The following is a 753-nucleotide window of genomic DNA, read 5'->3' on the forward strand; positions in this document are numbered from 1 at the left end:
TAAAGTATCTTTAAGATTATCTTTTAATGTAAATCTAACTACTGATATACCATTTAAATTACCTTTAGAGCTATGTTTTGGGTTAGTTCTTATAAATTCATCTTCATAAGTGCAAATATTAGCTATTATATCACTAGCACCTTTGACTATGTTTTTTCTAATATCCATTTTTAAAGCACCAGACATATATTTATCTACTTCAGCTATATCTCCATAAATTAAATCTACACCTTTTATATCATTTGCTATCAGAGCTTCAACAAGTGTTTTAAAGTCTAAATTTGATTGTGATTTAAACCCTTTGTATTCATACAAAATAGTTGCTTTAAAATCATCAGAAACTGTTATTTGTCTATAATCATTATAGATTCTTACAAAATCCCTAATACCATTGTTTTCTCTATTTAAAATATCTACAATCTTATTTTTTATAACCATTTTATAACTTTCTAGCAACAATTCATCTGATTCAGATTTTGAATTCATGACTTTGTAGTTTTTAACAATTGTATTTAATTCTTGACCTAATCTTTTAGCATCTTTTATAGCATAATCTTTAGTGTTTCTAATAATATCACTATTTTTATTTGTAAATCTTTCCACTATATCAGTATCTTCTACTTTACAGCCAGTTTCAGTATGTTCTAAAACAACTTTAGTTGTTTCTAAAGTAACTTTGACTTTATCTAAATTACAAAAATATTCATTTATCCAACAAACATATTGCTTTAATTTAGCTACATTTTCTTTTGT

Annotated in this window: 1 protein-coding gene; it reads right to left on the bottom strand. The window is 24.6% G+C overall.

Annotation, left to right across the window (positions count from 1 at the left end; translation table 11 throughout):
• Positions 1-753: hypothetical protein (locus HMPREF9088_RS12150; protein ID WP_007209386.1), on the bottom strand; the 753-nt coding region annotated here is incomplete at both ends.

Origin of the sequence: Enterococcus italicus DSM 15952 (genome assembly GCF_000185365.1) — a bacterium.
In the GTDB taxonomy this organism is placed as follows: Bacteria; Bacillota; Bacilli; order Lactobacillales; family Enterococcaceae; genus Enterococcus_G; species Enterococcus_G italicus.